General features: G+C 63.5%; 9 protein-coding genes. 7 read left to right on the top strand and 2 right to left on the bottom strand.

What is annotated here, in order from left to right; translation table 11 throughout:
* Nucleotides 1-182 precede the first annotated feature (182 nt).
* The 4 genes from H3H37_RS05635 (at nucleotide 183) to aroG (ending at nucleotide 8,052) form a co-directional block, all read left to right on the top strand.
* Complete coding sequence (locus tag H3H37_RS05635; RefSeq protein WP_311197397.1) at nucleotides 183-4,331, top strand: YhdP family protein; 4,149 nt, start codon at nucleotides 183-185, stop codon at nucleotides 4,329-4,331.
* A gap of 19 nt (nucleotides 4,332-4,350) precedes the next feature.
* Complete coding sequence (locus H3H37_RS05640; protein ID WP_182160649.1) at nucleotides 4,351-5,148, top strand: carbon-nitrogen hydrolase family protein; 798 nt, start codon at nucleotides 4,351-4,353, stop codon at nucleotides 5,146-5,148.
* Between the two features lie 57 nt (nucleotides 5,149-5,205).
* The gene (tldD, locus tag H3H37_RS05645) at nucleotides 5,206-6,666 is read left to right on the top strand and encodes a metalloprotease TldD (RefSeq protein WP_182160650.1); all 1,461 of its coding nucleotides are present in this window, start codon (nucleotides 5,206-5,208) and stop codon (nucleotides 6,664-6,666) included.
* 312 nt (nucleotides 6,667-6,978) lie between these two features.
* Nucleotides 6,979-8,052: a 3-deoxy-7-phosphoheptulonate synthase AroG gene (aroG, locus tag H3H37_RS05650; RefSeq protein ID WP_182160651.1), complete on the top strand. Its 1,074-nt coding sequence runs from the start codon at nucleotides 6,979-6,981 to the stop codon at nucleotides 8,050-8,052.
* Between the two features lie 131 nt (nucleotides 8,053-8,183).
* Here aroG and H3H37_RS05655 read toward each other — a convergent pair whose 3' ends face one another.
* Entirely contained in the window at nucleotides 8,184-10,913 is a 2,730-nt protein-coding gene (locus H3H37_RS05655; RefSeq protein ID WP_182160652.1) for a TonB-dependent receptor domain-containing protein, read from the bottom strand.
* Between the two features lie 1,000 nt (nucleotides 10,914-11,913).
* Between H3H37_RS05655 and H3H37_RS05660 the strand changes: the two genes are divergently transcribed.
* Nucleotides 11,914-14,817, top strand: a complete 2,904-nt coding sequence (locus H3H37_RS05660) for a TonB-dependent receptor domain-containing protein (protein ID WP_229218670.1) — start codon at nucleotides 11,914-11,916, stop codon at nucleotides 14,815-14,817.
* 167 nt (nucleotides 14,818-14,984) lie between these two features.
* Here the strand turns inward: H3H37_RS05660 and H3H37_RS05665 are convergent, their stop codons facing one another.
* Nucleotides 14,985-17,768, bottom strand: a complete 2,784-nt coding sequence (locus tag H3H37_RS05665; protein WP_229218671.1) for a TonB-dependent receptor — start codon at nucleotides 17,766-17,768, stop codon at nucleotides 14,985-14,987.
* Between the two features lie 500 nt (nucleotides 17,769-18,268).
* Here H3H37_RS05665 and H3H37_RS05670 point away from each other — a divergent pair, with 500 nt between their 5' ends.
* Together H3H37_RS05670 and H3H37_RS05675 are read left to right on the top strand one after the other, a co-directional pair.
* Nucleotides 18,269-20,038 (top strand): ABC transporter substrate-binding protein, encoded by a 1,770-nt coding sequence (locus H3H37_RS05670; RefSeq protein ID WP_229218672.1) that lies wholly within the window; start codon nucleotides 18,269-18,271, stop codon nucleotides 20,036-20,038.
* Between the two features lie 28 nt (nucleotides 20,039-20,066).
* Entirely contained in the window at nucleotides 20,067-21,005 is a 939-nt protein-coding gene (locus H3H37_RS05675; protein ID WP_182160655.1) for an ABC transporter permease, read from the top strand.
* Nucleotides 21,006-21,010: the final 5 nt, after the last annotated feature.

Below are 21,010 nucleotides of genomic sequence, written 5' to 3' on the forward strand. Positions count from 1 at the left end.
GGTAACCGGATGTAAGCGGGGCGAGGTCGGTTCGGCGGTTGCGGTAAAATTGCCGCGCAGGCGAAATGGCTTGTGCCCGGGGAGTGTGCCCGGACCCAAGTGCGCTGGACGATTGTAGCGATGTATTTTACGCCGGGCCTGAATTTATTAGCATACTCGACAAAAAAACAGCAGAGGAGACCGTGACAGGCAACGTGCCCTTGGCCGTGCGCTGGCAGCGGCTGCGTGCCGTCTATCGGGTCTGCAACCTGGCCAGCCACCATGTGCTCGGCTTCGCCATCAAGTCGGTGGCCTTGCTGTACTTCGTGTTCGGCGTGCTGTTCCTCGTGCTGCGCTACGCCATCCTGCCCAATATCGACCACTACAAGCCCGACATCGAACGGCTGGCCAGCCGCGCCGTCGGCAACCAGGTCACCATCGCGCGCCTGTACGCGTCCTGGAATGGCCTGCATCCCAACCTGTTCCTCGGCGACGTGCTGCTGCGCGACGCCCAGGGCCGGCAAGTGCTGGCCCTGCCCAGTGTGTCGGCCACCTTGTCGTGGTGGAGCGTGCTGGCGGCCGACGTGCGCTTCGAATCGCTGGAGCTGATCCGGCCCGACCTCGATGCGCGCCGCCTGCCCGACGGCACGCTGGTGGTGGCCGGCGTGCACATCGACCTGAACCAGGGCGGCGACGGCCGGGCCGCCGACTGGCTGCTGGGGCAGCGCGAGATCGTGGTGCGCGAAGGGCGCATCGTGTGGACCGACCAGTTGCGCGCGGCCCCGCCGCTGGCGCTGGACCAGCTGACGCTGGTGCTGCGCAACCAGTGGCGGCGCCACCAGTTCGCCCTGAAGGCGACGCCGCCGGCCGCGCTCAGCGCGCCGCTCGACGTGCGGGCCGACTTCACCCATCCGCCGTTCACCTCGCGCGTGTCGAACGTGGCCATGTGGACCGGCCAGTTATACGCGCAATTGCGCGACGCCGACCTGGCCGCCTGGAACACCTACCTGACTTATCCATTCACCGTGCAAGCGGGCCAGGGCTCGCTGCGGGCCTGGGTCGACCTGGACCACGCCAAGCTGGCCGGCTTCATGGCCGACGTGCGGCTGGCCAACGTGGCCGCCGTGCTGGGCAAGGACTTGCCGCCGCTGGACCTGGTGCAGGTGCAGGGCCGGCTGGCCGCACGCGAGGAGTATCCGGCCGGCGACAAGGAGGGCAAGCCCACGTTCGGCGCGCGCGGCCACACGGTCGAACTGAGCAACTTCTCGCTGACCACGCGCGACGGCCTCACGCTGGCGCCCACCTCGCTGTTCGAACACCACCTGGCCGCCAGCGGCAAGCAGCCGGAAAAGACGGAATTGCGCGCGCCGCTGCTGGACCTGCAGACGCTGGCCAGCCTGGCCGGCCGGTTGCCGCTCACGCCGCGCCAGCGCAAGATGCTGGCCGATTTCGCCCCTCATGGCCGGCTGCTGGACGTGGTGGCCGAATGGCAGGGCGCCTATCCGGCCCTGCAAACCTACCGCGTGCGTGGCCGCCTGGACGGGCTGGGCCTGAACCCGCTGCCGGCCCAGCCGCCGCAGCCGAAGACGGCGCGCAGCCCGGCCATTGCCGGCATGCCCGCCATCCCCGGCTTCGACAACCTGAGTGGCAGCATCGACGCCACGGAAAAAGGCGGCACCCTGAGCCTCGATACCCAGCAACTGGTGTTGCAGATGCCGGCTTATTTCACCGAACCGTCGATGCCGTTCGAGCGGCTGGCCATGCGCGCCCGCTGGTCGTTCGAAAAGGACGACAAGCTGCGCGTGCAGGTGGACAGCCTGGACTTCGCCCAGCAGGGCTTGACGGCCTCGCTGTCGGGCAGCCACGTGCTGCCGCTGGCCGGCAAGGGCCTGGGCCAGGTGGACTTCACGGGCAAGTTGAACGGCTTCGCGCTGAACACCATCGACCGCTACCTGCCGCTGCAGACGCCCCATGACCTGCGCGCCTGGCTGACGGGCGCGCTGGAGGATGGCATGGCGCAGGACGTCACGCTGCGCCTGCGCGGCGACCTGGCCCAGTTCCCGTTCCGCACCGACACGGCGGCCGAGCGCGCGCGCGGCGAGTTCCGCGTCGCGGGCCGGCTGGAGAACGCGCGCCTGAACTACACGCCGGGCGAGACGCTGCGCGACGAGGGCAAGCTGCCCTTGTGGCCGCAGGCCGAGAAGATCAAGGGCAGCTTCGTGTTCGAAGGGCCGCGCATGGAGATCCGCGGCGACACGGCGCGCACCGGCGGCGCCGCGCTGTCGAATGTGAAAGCCGTGATCCCCGACCTGACCGTGCACGACATGATGCTCGACATCGACGGCACGGCCACCGGCCCGATGCAGGAATTCCTCAAGTACGTGACGGTGAGCCCGGTGCAGGAATGGATCAACCACTTCACGGATGAAACCCAGTCCAGCGGCAACACCAAACTGGCGCTCAAGCTGCATTTGCCGCTCAACCACCTCATCGACGCCAAGGTGCTGGGCGTGTTGCAGTTGCAGGGCAACGATGTGACCTTGTTCAACGACCTGCCGCCCGTGCTCGGTTCGCAGGGCAAGATCGAGTTCAACGAGCGGGGCGTGAATCTGAACGGGCTGGGCGGCAGCTTCCTGGGTGGACCGGTGTCCATCAGCGGCGGCACCCAGCGCGACAACGCCATCGTCGTCAAGCTGGCCGGCACCGTCACGGCCGATGGCTTCCGCCGCAATTATCCGGCGCCGGCCATGCAGCGCCTGGCCAGCCATTTCGCCGGCGCCACCCGTTTCGGCGGCCAGGTCACGGTGCGCGACCACCAGCTGCAGGTGGCCGTCGACACCAGCCTGGTGGGGGCGGGGCTGGACTTGCCGGCGCCGCTGAAAAAGGCGGCGCCCGAAGCGTTGCCGCTGCGCTTCGTGATGAACAGCAACCTCAATCCGGAAGGAGGCGCGTGGCGCGACGATATCCGCATCGGCATCGGCAACGCCATCGCGGCCCGCTACCAGCGCCAGAAGACGGGCAAGGGGCCGTGGCGGCTGGTGCGCGGTGGCGTGGGCGTGAACGCGCCGGCGCCCGAACCCGACAGTGGCGTGGCGTTCAACCTCAACATGCGGGCGCTGAACGTGGATGCGTGGCTGGACCTGGCCAGCGCCATGAGTAGCGCGCCCGCTGCTGTTCCTGCGCCGGCGCGCCAGGCGGCCGAGGAGGAGGGCATGGACGTGGCCCAGTTCGTGCAGCCGGACGCCATCGTAGTGCGGGCCGGCGAATTGCTGGTGGGCGACCGCAAGCTGGAGAATGTGCTGCTGGGCCTGTCCCACCAGAAGAATGTGTGGCAGGCCAACATCGATTCCAGCCAGGCCAACGGCTACCTGACGTGGGCCGAGGCGCCCGGTGGCCTGGGCAAGGTCACGGCCCGGCTGTCGACGCTGATCATTCCCGAGTCGGCCGCCGGCGACGTGCGCGATCTGCTGGAGGGCAAGAACAGCACGGCCACCATCCCCGCGCTCGACATCATGGCCGAGCGTTTCGAACTGTTCAACAAACCGCTGGGCAAGCTGGAGTTGCTGGCCAATAACGTCATGCTGAGCACGGGACGCGAGTGGCGCGTGAGCAAGCTCTTGCTGGCCAATCCCGATGGCGAATTGAAAGGCACGGGCCGCTGGATCAGCAAGGATGGCGTGCAGAGCAGCAGCCTCAATTTCGGACTGGAGCTGATGGACGCGGGCAAGCTGCTGGACCGCTTCGGCTTCGCCGGCACGCTGCGCGGCGGCAAGGGCACGCTGTCGGGCGATATCGCCTGGAAGGGCTTGCCGTATGCGTTCGATATCCCCAGCCTGTCGGGCCAGATCACGATGAACGTGGAGAAGGGCCAGTTCCTCAAGCAGGACCCGGGCGCGGCCAAGCTGCTGGGCGTGCTCAGCCTGCAAGCCTTGCCGCGCCTGCTCAAGCTCGATTTCCACGACGTGTTCTCGGAAGGGCTGGCGTTCGACGGCATCACGGCCAACGCCGCCATCGACCACGGCATCGTCAAGACCGAGAACTTGAAAATGCACGGCGTGGCCGCCACTGTACTGATGGATGGCACGGCCGACATCGCCAACGAATCGACCAATCTGCACGTGGTGGTGATCCCGCAGGTGAACCTGGGCACGGCGCCGCTGGTGTACGCGCTGGCCGTCAACCCCGTGATCGGGCTGGGCAGCTTCCTGGCCCAGCTGTTCCTGAGCGCGCCCGTGATGAAGGCACTCACTTACCAGATGCAGGTGACGGGGCCGTGGAAGGCGCCCGTCGTGACCAAGCTGGCCAGCGCCCAGCCTGATTCCCCGGCGCCGGCCGCCGTGCCGGCCCAATAACTTTCTCCGAGGTGTAGCCATGCATACCGTTGCCGCCGTCCAGATGATCTCCTCGCCCGATGTGGCGCACAACATCGCCACCGCGCGCCGCCTGATCGCCCAGGCCGCCGATACGGGCGCGGAACTGGTGCTGCTGCCCGAATACTGGGCCATCATGGGCCTGAGCGACAGCGACAAGGTGGACCACGCGGAGCGCCCCGGCAGCGGCCCCATCCAGGAATTCATGGCCGCCATGGCGCGCCAGTATGGCGTGTGGCTGATCGGCGGCACGCTGCCGCTGGTGTCGGACCAGGCTGGCAAGGTGATCAACACCACGCTGATCTACAACCCCGAGGGCGAGCACGTGGGCCGCTACGACAAGATCCACCTGTTCGGCTTTTCCAAGGGCACGGAATCGTACGACGAGGCGCAGACCATCGTGCCGGGCCGCACCGTGGGCACGGTGGACGGGCCGTTCGGCAAGGTCGGCCTGTCGGTCTGCTACGACCTGCGCTTCCCCGAGCTGTACCGCGCCATGGGGCCGGTGGCCATGATCGTGGTGCCGGCCGCGTTCACCTACACCACCGGCCGCGCCCATTGGGAGGTGCTGCTGCGCGCGCGCGCCATCGAGAACCAATGCTATGTGCTGGCCGCGGCCCAGGGTGGCTTGCATGTCAATGGCCGCCGCACCTGGGGCCACAGCATGCTGATCGACCCGTGGGGCGAGATCAAGGCCGTGCTGCCCGAGGGGGAAGGCGTGATCCATGGCGAGGTCGATCCCGCTTTCATGGCCAGCGTGCGCGAGAGCTTGCCGGCGTTGAAACACCGCACGATGTAAGCCGCCTTCCGATACAATGGCAGCAACTAATCAGAGGCACCATCCAGAGGCACCATCATGACCCCATTTGAACCGAATCTTTCCACCCTGGCCGTGGCGCGCGACATCCTGCTGACGCCGTTCGGGCTGGACGAAGCCAAGCTGCTCAAGGCGCTGGGCTCCATGTTTACCCACAAGGTCGATTACGCCGACCTGTATTTCCAGTTCACCAAGAACGAGGGCTGGAGCCTGGAAGAGGGCATCGTCAAGACGGGCAGCTTCTCGATCGACCAGGGCGTGGGCGTGCGCGCCGTGTCCGGCGACAAGACGGCGTTCGCCTACTCGGACGACATCTCCGAAAGCGCGCTGCTGGACGCGGCCGCCGCCACCCGCACCATCGCGCGCGCCGGCGCCGGCAAGGTCAAGGTGGCCGGCCAGATGACGCAGCAGGGCGTGCGCTCGCTGTACCTGCCGCACGATCCGCTGGTGTCGCTCGACGCGACGGCCAAGGTCAAGCTGCTGGAAAAGGTCGAGAAGATGGCCCGCGCCAAGGACCCGCGCGTGGTGCAGGTGATGGCGGGCCTGGCCGGCGAGTATGACGTGGTGCTGGTGGTGCGCAGCGACGGCGTGCTGGCGGCCGATATCCGACCGCTGGTGCGGGTCTCGCTGACGGTGATCGTGGAACAGAACGGCCGCCGCGAAATGGGCTCGTCCGGCGGCGGCGGCCGCTACGACTACGGCTATTTCAGCGACGCGCTGCTGGAGCAGTACGCGACGGACGCCGTCAACTCGGCCATCGTCAACCTGGACGCGCGCCCGGCCCCGGCCGGCCCCATGACCGTGGTGCTGGGCCCGGGCTGGCCCGGCATCCTGCTGCACGAAGCCATCGGCCACGGCCTGGAGGGCGACTTCAACCGCAAGGGTTCGTCCACCTTCTCGGGCCGCATCGGCGAGCGCGTGGCTGCCAAGGGCGTGACGGTGGTGGACGACGGCACGCTGGCCGACCGCCGCGGTTCGCTTAACATGGACGACGAGGGCAACCCGACCCAGTGCACCACGCTGATCGAGGATGGCATCCTGAAAGGCTACATCCAGGACACCATGAACGCGCGCCTGATGAAGATGCCCGTGACCGGCAACGCGCGGCGCGAATCGTTCGCCCACCTGCCCATGCCGCGCATGACCAACACCTACATGCTGGGCGGTGACAAGGACCCGGGCGAGATCCTGGCGTCCGTCAAGAACGGGCTGTACGCCGTCAATTTCGGCGGCGGCCAGGTCGATATCACCAACGGCAAGTTCGTGTTCTCGGCCAGCGAGGCCTACATGATCGAGGATGGCAAGGTCACCTACCCGGTCAAGGGCGCGACCCTGATTGGCAACGGTCCGGACGTGCTCAACCGCGTGTCCATGATCGGCAACGACATGCGCCTCGATCCGGGCGTGGGTGTGTGCGGCAAGGAAGGCCAGAGCGTGCCGGTGGGCGTGGGCCAGCCCACGTTGCGGCTGGACGGCGTGACGGTCGGCGGCACGGCCTGATCCTTCGCCGGATCAAGTGAAGAACAACAACATGGCTCAGATATAAGCTTATTCCAAGGAAAGCCTTGCCAATTTCAGTCTATTGTTGTTATAGTCGTTCAAACACCACGGATTTCGTTCATGCGCTCGATTGTTTTCTTTACCGGCTATTTTTACTTTAGCAATTCCAGCCTCAAGGCGGTGGAGTAGCGGCCGGTACACGTAGCAGCAAAACGTAACCCAGCAGAATCCGAAAAAACCGCCAGCGATGGCGGTTTTTTTTTACCCTGAATTTTTCCAGACTTCACCATCGAACCCTTAAGGAGTAACAGCATGCCCCGTACCGACGACCTGCGTATCCGCGAAATGAAGGAACTGACGCCGCCCTCGCACCTGATCCGTGAATTTGCCTGCACGGAAGCGGCCGAGCAGACGGCCGCCGCGGCACGCGTGGCGCTGCACCGCATCCTGCACGGCCAGGACGACCGCCTGATGGTGGTGATCGGCCCGTGCTCGATCCACGACCCCAAGGCGGCCATGGACTACGCCCAGCGCCTGGTCAAGCTGCGCCAGGAACTGGCCGGCGAACTGGAGATCGTGATGCGCGTCTATTTCGAGAAGCCACGCACCACCGTGGGCTGGAAAGGCCTGATCAACGACCCCTACATGGACAACAGCTTCCGCATCAACGACGGCCTGCGCATGGCGCGCGAACTGCTGCGCGACATCAACGAAATGGGCCTGCCTGCCGGCACCGAATACCTGGACGTGATCAGCCCGCAGTACATCGCCGACTTGATCAGCTGGGGCGCGATCGGCGCCCGCACCACGGAGTCGCAGGTGCACCGCGAGCTGGCCTCGGGACTGTCGTGCCCGGTCGGCTTCAAGAACGGTACGGACGGCAACGTCAAGATCGCCGTGGAAGCGATCAAGGCCGCTTCCCAGCCGCACCACTTCCTGTCCGTGACCAAGGGCGGCCACTCGGCCATCGTGTCCACCAACGGCAATGAGGATTGCCACATCATCCTGCGCGGCGGCAAGGCCCCCAACTATGACGCGGCCAGCGTGGAAGAGGCGTGCAAGGCAATCGCGGCCCAGGGCCTGGCGGCGCGCCTGATGATCGACGCTTCGCACGCCAACAGCTCCAAGAAGCCGGAGAACCAGGTGCCGGTGTGCGCCGACATCGCCAGCCAGGTGGCCGGCGGCGACAGCCGCATCGTCGGCGTGATGGTGGAATCGAACCTGGTGGCCGGCCGCCAGGACCTGGTGCCGGGCAAGGAACTGGTGTACGGCCAGTCCGTCACCGACGGCTGCATCGACTGGGACACCAGCGTGCAAGTGCTGCACAGCCTGGCCGACGCGGTGCGCCAGCGCCGCCTGAAGGCCGAGGAACGGGCCGCCGACTGAGGCGGTCCCGGCGCGGGCCCTGCACGGGCCGGTGCCGCAGCCCGTGGCGCCGTGCGCATGGCGCGCCCGCCACAATGAAAAAAGCCCGCCGGTGCGAACCGGCGGGCTTTTTGACTACTGAGTCAGGCGTATCAGAACTTGTACGAACCGCTCAGGTAGAAGGTGCGGCCCACAGGGCTGGCGTAGCGTGGGTCGTAGCCCAGCTGGTGCGAACCCGTGTTACGCAGCGACAGCGGTGGATTGCGGTCGGCCAGGTTGTTGATGCCGGCGGTCACGTCGAAGTTCTTCATCACGTGGTACTGCGATTGCAGGTCGAACGTGGTGTAGCTCGGCACTTCCAGCTGGACATCGACGCAATCCTGGTTGGCGTCGTTGGTGGTCACGGCGCAGTTGTCGATGTCATGGTGCTTATCCTTGTAGCCGTTGCGATAGTTGGCGGTCAGGGTATGCGTCCATGGGCCCAGCTCGTAGGTGCTCGATGCTTTCACCACGTTGCGGAACGTGACGGCGTCGTTGCTGCCGTATTCGTTCAGGCTGGTTTCCCACTGGTCGTTGGTGCCAGGGGTGGTGAAGCGCGACTTGAGCATGTAGGTGCCGGCCAGACGGTTGGTGATCTTGGCCTCGCCCAGCTTGGTCTTGAACAGCAGGTCATAGTCGATGCCGCGGTTTTCCTGACGGCCGATGTTGATCGGCATCAGTTTGATCGCCAGCGCGTTCACACCCGTCGACGCCTTGTACTTGGTGGTGTACAGGTCGATATACTTGTTCGGGTTGTTGGCGATCAGCGATTCGCTGACCGACGTCACCGCGTCGCGGATTTCCACGTTCCACACGTCGACCTTGGCGCTGAAGGAAGCGTTTGGCTCCCACACGGTGCCGAACGACCACTGCTTGGAGTGCTCAGGCTTCAGGTTGGCATTGCCGCCCTGCCACACTTCCAGCTGGTTGCGGCCGTCGCAGTACTGGGCCAGCGGGTGGTTGGCCAGGCCGTTGGCGGCGCTCAGCGGGCAGTTGTAGGTGCCGCCGGTGACGCCGAAGTCAGCCAGTGGCTGGCCGATCTGCTTCATGCTGGCGACGCGGAAGCCGGTGCCGTAGGCAGCGCGCAGCAGCACGGTCTTGGTTGGCTGGTAGCGGGTGCTCAGCTTGTAGGTGGTGGCCGACTGGTTGTTGCCCACGGAGCTGTTGGTCAGGTTGTCGGTCAGCTTGCTGATGCTGTCGTAACGCAGCGAGCCGGTCACTTCCAGGTCCTTCACGATCGGCATCAGCAGTTCGGTGAAGGCGCCGGCGTTGTGACGGGTGAAGTCAAACGGGGTCTGGTCCGAATCGAACAGGATTTCCGAGTGGCTGACGGCGTCGTTGCCTTTTTCCGAGTAGCTGGTCTTGCGGTAGTCGGCGCCCACGGCGATCTGCGACTTGCCGCCTGGCAGGTCGAACAGTTCATGCGAGCCGTGCACGTCGAAGCCGTGCATCTTGATGTCGGTGTTGCTGTAGTTGCCGATGTACTGGGTTGCTTTCAGCGCATCGACCATGGCTGCCGGCATCGTGCCCTGGGCGTACGGGAACGGATCGATGGTGCCGCTGGCCAGTGCCGCGTCGAACTTGTCGGCCAGCGGGAAGCCGCCCACGTAGTTGGTCGGCGACTTGTTGGTCGAATAGGTGAAGGCCGAATTGATGTCCCAGCCCATGGCGCTGCCGTCGACGCCGGCGACGATGTCGGCGGTCTTGCTCTGGTAGTCGTAGGCACGGCCGCCCAGGTCCTGCAGGCGGTACTTGACGGTGGCCGAGGTCATGCCGCTCAGTTGTTGGGCCGTCAGGTAAGGCGCGACATACTTGGCGAACAGGGGCGAGGACTTGTCCAGCGAGAATTCAGCCGGATAGGCGGCGATGTTGGCGTACACATGCGATTCGCCCAGCGACACTTCCGTGAAGGCCTTGAAGCCGCTGTTGCCCAGCTTGATGCTGGCCGAGCCGTAGGCGTTGTCGCGCTGGACTTCAGGCGCGATTTCCACGGTCGAGGTGTAATCGAAATAGCACTGGCCATCGCCGAATGCGTCAACGTGCGCCGGTGGGCACTTGCCGTTGATCTTCATGTAGGGATTGACGTTGACCGACTTCTTGGCGCCGGCCGCGTCCAGGTAGCGGATCGTGACGTTAGGCGGGATCGAACGCGAGGAGCCGTTGAAGAACTGCAGCGGCTTGCCGGTGACGGGGTCGTTGAAGTTGATGATACCGGTCTTGGCGAAGTCGCGCTGCGACGCTTTCATGCGCGTCGATTCCTGGTGGCTGGCCGACAGGAACACGCTGTAGCCGTCGTCCTCGATGTCGCCGAAGCCCTTGCTGATGCTGACCGACTTGTCCTTGCCGCCTGGGCTTTGTGGCTTGCTGTACTTGGCGTCGATCTGCAGAGGCGCGGCGCCTTTTTTCAGGATGAAGTTGACCACGCCGGCGATCGCGTCGGCGCCGTACAGGGCGGAGGCGCCGTCGGTCAGCACTTCCACGCGCTCGATGGCGGCCAGCGGAATGGCGTTGATGTCGATGGTGGTGCCGGAGTTGGCGGGCGCGATGCGGCGGCCGTTCACCAGTACCAGCGTGTACTGCTCACCCACGTCGTGCAGCGAAGCGGTGGTCAGGCCGCCGCCGCCGCCGCCGACCGAGTCGGCCGCCACGGTGAAGCCCTGCATGACCGGCAGTTGCTGGATGAAGTCGGTGGCCGACGTGACGCCGGCGCGCTTGATATCTTTTTCATTAAACGTTTGCACCGGCAGCGACGCTTCGGCCGCGATGCGCTTGATGCTGGAACCGGTAATTTCGATCCGTTGCACCGTCTGAGGTTGGGCTTCCTGTGCGTATGCCGCATGCATGCCCAGAGCCAGACCGCCAGCGCACATCAGGCGGATCGAGCGCGATAAAACTGTTTCAACCATCATTTTTTTAGACTCCCCGAAGTTCTACTAAAAGCCCAGAGACGATCACCACTGGTCGTCGCGTCGTTCGCTGGGCCGCGCAAAAGAGGCTATGTTTCCCCTCCCAGAAAAAAGCGGGCTGGTTTGCCCCTTCTTCGGCTCGCATCTAAACATTCGCGTTCTGGGGTGTCAATCTGTAAATGTTGGCGTCTCAGCCTAATAATGTGTCTTGTCCTGCGCGCGTTTTTACAGGCAAATCGGACGATGCTGATTTTGTTTATAAATCAATAGGTGAAGGAAAATTAAAGTGGTTTAAAGACGATCTGACAACCATAATGTTTTGGAAATTCTTGTCTAGTTCAAAATTTTCGAAAGTTTCCGGAAGGGTACAAGATTGTATTTAAAACATTTTTTGTGGTGCTGGAACAACAGGCGTGGCCAGGCTGCAGCAACGGGAATGCGCCATGGGCGGGTGGGGCGGCGGGGAGAAATCGAGTGGCATGGTCGCAGCATTGTCCTGATATCCCGGACAACGTTTATTTCATGCTAAGACTGAAAAGCGACAGTTTTTCGGTGTGTGGAGGTGGGGCATAGCTCCCCAGTATCTAATGGTGCACCAAGAATCGGGCTGAGGGCGAGGAATACTTGCATGTTTGTTGTTTTATTACATCTTGATGACATGGGGCGCGTTGACACTGTTTGTGCTGCCATGTTCTCATCCATGATCAGTTAAGTGGCTGTTTTGGTCCAAAAGCCTACTTAAATTTGCCTGAAATGGTGAACTGGTAAATAAATCGGGGAGAAACCGGCCCCCGGCCTTGCTTGAACCATGCAGGTTTGTGGCATCACAAAATGCTCAGATCCGCGCAATTCATGCTTCAAAAACGAGCAGTGTTTAGTCGACGCATCAACCTACCAGCCGGTGCGCCGCTTAATAAATTCAAATTCAAGGATAGCAATGATTAAAGAAACTGTACTGTCGCGCTCGCTGCGCCTGATGTTCTCGGGCGGTGTAGCTGTAGGTTTCGGTTTGCTGGCCCAGCCTGTGCTGGCGCAGCAAGCAACCACTGACACGACCATCCAACGGGTGGAAATTACCGGTTCGTCGATCAAACGGATCGCCAAGGAAGGCGCTTTGCCGGTTCAAGTGCTGAACCAGGACGAGATCAAGAAGAGCGGCGCTACCTCGGCGTCCGATCTGATCCAGATGCTGCCATCGATGCAAGGCTTCGTGCCATCGTCGAGCTCCGTCAACGGCGGCGGCGGCGGCGCCACCACCGCGGCACTGCACTCGCTGCCATCGAAATACACGCTGGTGCTGCTGGATGGCCAGCGCATGGCGCCAACGGCCGTGGGCTCGGGCCAGGGCGGCGGCTATGCCGTCAACATCGAATCGATCCCGCTGGAAGCGGTTGAGCGCGTCGAGATCCTGACCGACGGCGCTTCCGCCCTGTACGGTTCGGACGCCATTGCCGGCGTCGTCAACTTCATCCTGAAGAAGAACAACACCAAGGGCGAAGCCTTCGCCACCTACAACCAGCCGAAAAAATCGGGTGGCCGCTCGTCGAGCATGGGCATCACCAAGGGCTGGGGCGACCTGGACACCGACAAGTTCAACGTCCTGTTCTCGTACAGCCACGACGAACAGCAGCGTCTGACCGCGCTGCAGCGTGACTTCTCGGCCAAGGGCGCTTTCTTCAAGTTCAGCAGCGGCGGCAAGGACTACTTCTTTGACCAGCGCACCGGCAACACCGAGCCGGCCAACCTGACCTTCAACGTGCGTCCAATCGGCTCGACCGTGGATACCCACGGCGTGGCCATCAATCCGTACCTGGCCGCCAACGGCAACTGCGGCAGCGCGCTGGCTGGCGCCGCCGGTTCCCAGTGCCGCTTCAACTACGCCGCCACCGTGGAGAACATCCCCGGCAACCGCCGCGACAGTGGCCTGCTGAAAGGCACGCTGCAACTGAACGAAGACACCAAGCTGTGGGGTGAACTGGTTCTGTCGAGCTTCGCCATGACCGCCCAGTTCGCACCATCGGCGCAGCCGATGGGCGTGAACTCGACCACCCGCTTCCCTGGCCTGTACGCCAAGTATGTGCAGCCTTACCTGGACGCGAACGGCCTGGAAAACCCAACCCAGAAAGCAACCCTGGGCTACCGTTCCGTGCTGGTCGGCGGTCGTACTGACGAGTTCGTGACCGACGCACGCCACTTCGCGGCCGGTATCGACGGTGCAGCGGCGGGCTGGAACTACACGGCCAGCCTGATCCTGTCGAGCAGCAAGATCAAGGACAACGCGGCTGGCGGTTACACCGACTTCACCCAGCTGTCGAACCTGGTCGCCACCGGCGCCTACGACCCTGTGATGGGCACCGGTGCTGGCCTGCTGAAGAACGCGCTGCTGAACGGCGTCAACTTCTCGACCACCGACTCCAAGCTGAACACCATCCATGCTGGCGCTCAGCATGACCTGATGGAGCTGGGCGGCGGTACGTCGATCATCTCCCTGGGTGGCGACTACTCGAAGACCCACTACCAGACCGCGTACAGCCCGCTGATCCTGTCGCAGTCCGGCTTCTCGACCCAGCCAGCGTCCGACGACTACCCAGTCGGCGGTAACTATGGCCAGGTGCCGTTCGACGCCAGCCGTAACAACTGGGGTGCGTACACCGAGATCCTGCTGCCTGTCACCAAGACCCTGGAAACGACCATTTCCGGCCGTTACGACAGCTATGGCAAGACCCACAGCAACTACATCTTCGCGACCGTGCCTGATGCCAACGGCATCCAGCAGCAACTGGCCAGCGGCGATCTGGGTAACACCAGCAAAGCCGGCACCTACAAGATCAGCGCCCGTTGGACGCCGGTCGACACCGTGCTGGTGCGCGCAGCGTACGGCACCGGTTTCAAGGCGCCTAACATCAACGACATCGCCGGTGCCAACACCTTCGGTGGCAGCACCTCGGGCAGTTATGCTTGCCCATTCCCTGGTTCGACCGGTTGCCTGGTGGGCAATGCCCAGTACGACCTGCTGAGCGGTCCTAACGGCGCCAGCGGTTCGGCCGGCCTGCAGCCTGAGAAGTCCAAGCAGTGGACCTTCGGCGGCCGTATCGAACCGGCGAAGGGCCTGTCGCTGGGTCTGGACCTGTGGAACGTGCAGATCCGCAACCAGGTGCTGTCCGCTGGTACGCCTGAGCAAGTTGGCTTCGCCAACCCGCAGCAGTACAAGTACCTGTTCACCAACCCGTACCCGGACCCAGCTGGTTACACCACCATTGCTTACCTGCTGGCACCGATCAACGGCGGTGTGGCTAACTACCGCGGTGTGGATTGGGACTTCACCTACCGTGCCAAGTCGTCGATCGGCGACCTGCGCGCGGCCTGGAACGGTACCTACATGATCAAGCAGAACTACACCACCGAAGCTGGTGGCACGGTGAACTCCGATCTGGGTACCTTCGGTCCTGACAATGCTGTCGTGTTCCGCGTGCAGACCAACCTGTCGCTGAGCCTGACCAACGGCAAGATGACCAACACCGTGACCGCGCACTACAAGTCGGGCTACCACGACCAGGCATACCCGGTCGGTACCTCGATCTACGCTGCGAATCCAGATGGTACGAAAGGTTCGTCCGTGGCATTCGATGGCCTGTGGACGCCTTCGTACACCACCTTCGACTGGCAGGGTAAGTACGACTTCGGTAAGTTCAGCCTGACCGGCGGCGTGAAGAACATCTTCGATCGCAACCCACCACTGACCCTGCAGAACGCAGGTGGTGGTAACCAGCTGGGCTACGATGGTCGTTACGCTGATCCGATCGGCCGTTCGTTCTACCTGACCGGCAACGTCAAGTTCTAATGCCGTAAGGCTTAGTACCCACAAAAACCCCGGGCTTGCCCGGGGTTTTTTTACGCCTGTTGAATGGGCCGGGCCCCGTGGCGCATGTTTGCCGGGCATGAAAAAAGGGCGGTGATCGCTCACCGCCCTCCGTTCCGGACCGGCCGGGCCGGTCACGTCAGTTCAGCTTAGTTGAACTTGTACTGCGCGCCCACTTTGAAGTAGCGGCCGGTGGCGCCGGAAGCGTCCATCGGGTTGAAGCTCATGCCGCCGTAGGTCAGCGGGTCGAGCGGGGCGATCTTGTCCAGCACGTTGTTGATCGACGCGTACAGTTGCAGTTGCTTGCTGTAGTTGTAGCGGGTCGACAGGTCCAGCGTGGTGAACGAGGCCAGGCGGCAGGCGCCGTTCGGCGATTTGCTGCCATCGGCCATCAACGTGGCGCAGTTGGCGCCTTCATAGCGGATGTTCTTCATGTCCGAACGGTAGTTGATGGTGCCGCTGACGTTCCAGTCACCCTTGTCCCACGAGGTGATCAGGTTGATCTTGTCCTTCGGCGTGCCGGCGCAGTCCGACGTATCGCAGTTGCCATGGGTGCCGGCGAACTGGAAGGTCTGGTTCTTGTCGGCGCGTACCCAGGAAGCCACGTGCGACCACACCAGGTTGATGGTGGCCTTGCCGTAGTTGCCCAGGCGCAGGCGCTGTTTGACGTCCAGGTCGATACCCTTGACTTCCGTGTAGCTGGAATTCTGGTAAGGGGCCTTGGAGATCAGCAGCGTGCCCGAGTTCGGGATCACGACGCCGTTCACCACCAGGTTGTTATCCAGGCGCACGGCCGACGGCAGCGATGCCGCTTCCACGTACGACAGCGGGTTGATCTCGTTGGTGCGGCGGATCTTCCACGCGTCCAGCGACATGTTGGTGTCGTTCAGCGGGTCCCAGACCATGCCCAGCGTGTAGCCCTTGGACTTCTCCGGCGCCAGGTTGGGGTTGCCAACCTTGACGGCGCCGATCTGGATGTTGCAGTCCAGCGTGGTGGCGCCGCCGGCGGCTGGCTTGCCGCCCGGGCAGCGGACTGGATCGACCACCGACGACGAGCCGGTCGACTGGCTGTCGGCGCTCGCTTCGGCCACGCCGGGGGCGCGGAAGCCTTCCGTGTAGGTGCCGCGCAGCGCGAAGGTCTTGACCGGGGTCCATTTTAGGCCCAGTTTCGGCGTGGTCGAGTTGAACTGGCTGTAGTGGTCGTAGCGCAGGGCGGCCGACAGTTCCACCGTCTTCACGATCGGCGCCAGCACTTCGGCGTACATGGCCGAGACCTTGGTCTCGCCCTTGGCGGCCACGTAGCTCGAGTTGGTCGAGCCATCGGCGGTGCCGCTCAGCGATGGGTTGTCCAGTTGCTCGCGGCGGTGCTCGGCGCCCACGGCCAGGCCCAGGTTGCCGCCTGGCAGCGCGAACAGTTCACGCGAGGCCTTGAAGTCGACGATGTCGAGCTTGGTGCTCGAATCGGAAGTGGCGTTGGTCACCATGGCCGCGTACAGCGAGGCCGGGTTCTTGTACGCCTGCGAGCCAATGTAGTACGGGAAGTACTGGCTGGTCGGGTCGCCCAGGGCGGCTTTCACCACCTTCATGTTCAGCTGGTTGGTCCACTCGATGTGCAGCTTCGATTCCGAGTGGGTCAGGCCGGTGTCGTAATCCCAGCCGAAGGCCGTGCCCTTGGCGCCGATGACGAAACGGTTGAACTGGTTGTTGGCGATGTGGTTGCTTGGACCCACGTCGAACATGGCGTAGCGCATGCGGGTGTTCACGCCGAAGATGTTCTGCGGGTGCGATGCGGCCATCTGCACGTCGTTGCTGTACAGGATGATGCCGGTCGGATTGGCCGCCGTGCCGGGGAAGGTCACGTTAGGCGTGGCCGAGACGGGTGCCAGCATGAACGAGCTGTTACGCTGCGAGTAGCCCAGTTCCGTGTAGATCTGGTGGTCGGCGTTCAGTTGCAGCGTGCCGCGGGTGTACAGGTTGACCGTTTCGACGTTCGGTTGCAGCGAACGGAACTGGTCCTGCGACCACAGGCAACCACCGGCCGGGTCTTGTTTGACGGTTTGCGAGAACTGGCTGCAGCCGTCCAGCGACACGAAGTTGCCCGTCTTGGGATCGCGCAGCGCGCCGGTCGGGGTGTAGGAGGCGTTGCCGGGGGTGATGTAACCGCCCATGTACTGGGTGTTCTGGGTGTAGCCCCAGGGACGGATGTCGCCATGGCCGATCCAGCCGCGGTCGGCGCGGTCGGCGGCGGCCAGCAGGTCCGATTTCTTGTACTCGGCGTTGAACACCAGGTTGTACTTGTCGTCGTCCAGGTTGCCCTTGCCCACGGTCAGGGCGATGTTGTTCTGCTTGTTGTCGCTGTAGCGCGAAGCGCCGGTGTCGGCCTTCAGTTGCACGCCTTCGAAGTCCTTGCGCAGGATGATGTTGACCACGCCGGCGATGGCGTCGGCGCCATAGGTCGAGGAGGCGCCGTCCTTCAGCACTTCGATGCGTTCCACGATCTGCATCGGGATGGTGGACAGGTCGGTGAAGCTCTTCTGGCCGTCATCGGCACGGGCGTAGGGCGCCATGCGGCGGCCGTTCAGCAGCACCAGGGTCGAGGTGGCGCCCAGGCCGCGCAGGGAAATGGCGGTCGAGCCGGCGGCGAAGCCGCTGCCGAAGCCGGTGGGCAGCGAACCGGCGCCGTCCACGGTCAGGGTTTGCAGGAATTCGGCGACCGTCGCCTTGCCGGACTTCATCAGTTCCTCGCGGCCGATCATCTGGACCGGGGAGGCGGTTTCGGCCGAAGCACGCTTGATGCTCGAGCCCGTGATTTCGACGCGCTGGATGTTGGCGTCTTGTGCGAATGCCGGCTGGGCCAGGCCCAGGCTTACTGCCGCCACGCCGCCCGAGAACATCAGGCGCACGGAACGGGAAATTACCGTTTCCATCATCATTACCAAAAACTCCATAGAAAGATATCTAGACGGCGGCAAAACGCCCACCCTGCCACCTCGTGGGTAGCGGAGCGGAAAGCATCAGTCGCCAATTCTTTCCAAAAATCACTAAATGTATTTTTAGAAGGGGCGCATCAGACACTACGTGATCTTGCTTGTCAAACAAAATCGTCATTATTGATGTGTAAATACAACGTTTTGTTTGCACTCTGCAAATGCGGGAAAACAGATTTGCTGCGACGCAGCATCCGACTTTACGGAAAATTTGGGGAAACGGCAGGAAAGCCACTGCGCAAGTTGCGTGGCATTGCAGCATATTGGCCTCAGTTATTGTGCGACGCGGTATCGATGCACCTTGACGGTGCGAAAAATGCACCAAATTGATGCAAAAACTTCGATGTCGGGATGGGGGAATTCGGTTATCGTTATGGTTGTTTGCTCATTAGAAACCACCCATCGCGAGCCACCGGATGACGGCAACACGCATCAGGAATCTGTCCATGCTGGCCTGCCTGCTCGGCTTGCCAGCGGCAATCCCGGCGCACGGCGCGGACGCGGCCAAGACCCTGCACTACATCCTGCCGGCGGCTGAAACCAGTTTCGATCCGGCCATCGCGCGCGACCTGTACACGGGCCACGTCAACGAAGCCATCTTCGAGACGCTTTACACCTACGATTACCTGGCGCGCCCCGTCAAGCTGGCGCCGCAGACGGCGGCCGCGCTGCCGGAGATCTCGGCGGATGGTAAGACTTACACCATCCGCCTCCAGCCTGGCATCTTTTTCACGCCCGACCCCGCGTTCGGCGGCAAGCGGCGCGAACTGACCGTGGCCGACTATGTGTACGCGTGGAAGCGGCTGTTCGATCCCCGCCTGGCGTCGCCCCACACCTGGCTGCTCGAAGGCAAGATCGTCGGTCTGGACCAGCTGGCGGCCGACGCCGCGCGCAGCGGCAGGTTCGACTATGACCGTCCGGTGGCGGGGCTGGAACAGCTTGACCGTTACACGCTGCGCATCCACCTGACGCAGACCGATTTCAACCTGGGCATGATCCTGGCCTATGTGCCGTTGGCGGCCGTGGCGCGCGAAGTGGTGGCGCGCTACGGCGACGGCAAGGGCGAGGTGGCCGATCATCCGGTGGGCACGGGCGTCTACCAGTTGGGGCAATGGGTGCGCGGTAGCCGCATCGTGCTGGAAGAAAATCCCGGCCACCGGCCCATGGTGTGGAATTTCCAGGCCGGCGACGATCCCGACGACCAGCGCATCGTGCGCCAGATGCGGGGCAAGAAGATCCCGCAGATCGGCCGCATCGAGATCACCGTGCAGCTGGAGGACCAGTCGCGCTGGCTGTCGTTCACCAGCGGCGCGGCCGACCTGTTCTGGCTGGACGGCCCGCTGGCGCCCAAGGCCCTGCTCGACGGCAAGTTGCGGCCGGAGCTGGCGGCCAGGGGCATACAGTTGTCGCGCCTGATCGACCCCGAGATCACCTATTACTACTGGAACATGCAGGACCCGGTGCTGGGCGGCCTGAGCAAGGAGAAGATCGCCCTGCGGCGCGCGATCGCCATGGCCCACAACGTGGACGAGGAAATCCAGCTGGTGTGGAACGGCCAGGCCACGCCCGTGCACTATCCGATCCCGCCGGGCGTGGTGGGCCATGACCCCCGTTACCGCAGCCTGCTGCAATACGATCCCGTGCTGGCCAACAAGCTGCTCGACCGCTACGGCTACAAGAAGGGCGCCGACGGCTGGCGCACGCTGCCCGATGGCAAACCGCTGCGCGTGCGCTACACCTCGCGCAACGAAGCCAGTGGCGTGCTGCAGGCCGAGCTGTGGCGCAAGACCTATAATGCGCTGGCCATCCACATGGACAACGAGCGCATGATCCTCGCCGACATCATGCAGGCGGAAACCCTGTGCAAGCTGCAAACCCGCAATTTCCAGTGGATCGCCGATTTCCCCGATGGCGACAACTTCATGCAATTGTTCTACGGCGCCAATGTGCATCAGAACAACGCCGCCTGCTACCGCGATGCGCAGTACGATGCCTGGTACACGGCCAGCCATGCCTTGCCGGCGGGGCCGGAGCGCGACGCGCTGTACCACAAGATGGCGCGCAGCCTCGAAGTGAACGGCGTGGCGTTGATGGGCTACGCGCGGTATCGCAATATGCTGGCGCAGCCGGCGGTACTCGGGTATAAAAAGCATCCCATCCTGCACCAGGAATGGCCCTATATCGACCTGGACCGCTCGGCCGGGCCGGCCAGATAAGCGCAGCTAATAAAAGAAGAAAAAGTTCATGTTTGCTTATATCGTCCGTCGCCTGTGGCAAATGCTGCCCACCATGCTCGGTGTGGTGCTGCTGGTGTTCATCCTGTTCAACTGGGTGGGCGGCGACCCGGCCTATATCCTGGCTGGCAAGATGGCCAATGCCCAGAGCATCGCCAATATCCGCCACCAGTTGGGCGTGGATGAACCTTATTACGTGCAGTTGTGGATCTTTATCAAGCAGATCGTGACGTTTGACTTCGGCCAGAGCTGGGCCACGGGCGAGGCCGTGTCCAGCATCGTGACCACCCGGCTCGGCCCGTCGCTGACGGTGCTGGTGCCACTGACGGTGCTGGAAACGGCGCTCGGCATCGCGCTGGCGCTGGCCATCGCGTTCGTGCGCGGTTCGCTGACGGACCGCGCCGTGATGGTGGCGTGCACGGTGGGCATGTCGGTCAGCATCCTGGTCTATATCATTGTGTTCCAGTATGGCTTGGCTTACCGGCTGGGGTTGTTTCCGGTGCAGGGCTGGGGCGACGGCTTCTGGATCAACCTGCTGCGTTATGCGCCGCTGCCGATTCTGATCGGGCTGGCCGTCTCGGTGGCGCCCACCTTGCGCCTGTTCCGCAGCTTCGTGCTGGACGAGGTGGGGCAGGATTACGTGCGCACGGCCCGCGCCAAAGGGCTGTCCGAGCGGCGCGTGATGTGGGTGCACGTGCTGCGCAACGCCGCCATTCCCATCATTACCTACGTGATGTCCAACCTGCCGGCCTTGCTGATCGGCGCGTTCCTGCTGGAGCGCTTCTTCGGCATTCCCGGCATCGGGCGCGAGGTGATCCTGGCGGTCGAACGCAGTGATTTTCCCGTCATCAAAGCCATCACGATCTACGTGGCGGCTGCCACCATGGTGGTCAACCTGCTGACCGACCTGTTGTATCAGGCCGTCGATCCCCGGGTGCAACTGGCATGAGGCGG

Origin of the sequence: Rugamonas brunnea, from assembly GCF_014042345.1 — a bacterium.
Taxonomy (GTDB): domain Bacteria; phylum Pseudomonadota; class Gammaproteobacteria; order Burkholderiales; family Burkholderiaceae_D; genus Rugamonas; species Rugamonas brunnea.